At 66.2% G+C, this 388-nt stretch carries 1 protein-coding gene; it reads right to left on the bottom strand.

Features of this window, described 5'->3' with window-relative positions; all coding sequences use genetic code 11:
- The coding region (locus tag FPZ47_RS28005) for a transposase (RefSeq protein ID WP_144957581.1) at positions 1-388 on the bottom strand (388 nt) is incomplete at both ends.

The following is a 388-nucleotide window of genomic DNA, read 5'->3' as shown; positions in this document are numbered from 1 at the left end:
AGGATGTCGGCGCGGCGGCGCGATAGCGTGCGGCCGAGTTGGGCGATCTCCTCCAATCCGGCGGGTACGCCGCGCCGTATCGACTCGATCAGCCTGGTCATTGCCTTCTTGCCGTGACGTCGGTTCGGGTCGGCGTAGGCGGCGATGATCTTCTGATAGATCAGCCAGGCGACCTTGACGGCGAGATGGTCGTCGCCGTCGAGCACCTCGGTCAGCCGGGTGTATTGGCGTGGGGAGAGCAGCTGCAGGCGGGTTCGGGCGATGCGCCGGATCCCATAGAGCGGGTCACCGGTGTGTCCGCGCCGACCCAGGGTCTGCTGCTGGATGCGTTGGCGGATCAGGTCGAGCTTGGTCCCGGCCAAAGCCACAACGTGGAAGGGGTCCATCA

It is taken from the genome of Mycobacterium helveticum (genome assembly GCF_007714205.1).
GTDB lineage: Bacteria > Actinomycetota > Actinomycetes > Mycobacteriales > Mycobacteriaceae > Mycobacterium > Mycobacterium helveticum.
The sequence above is the reverse complement of the archived record's forward strand: the minus strand, read 5'-3'. Positions and strand labels throughout refer to the sequence as shown.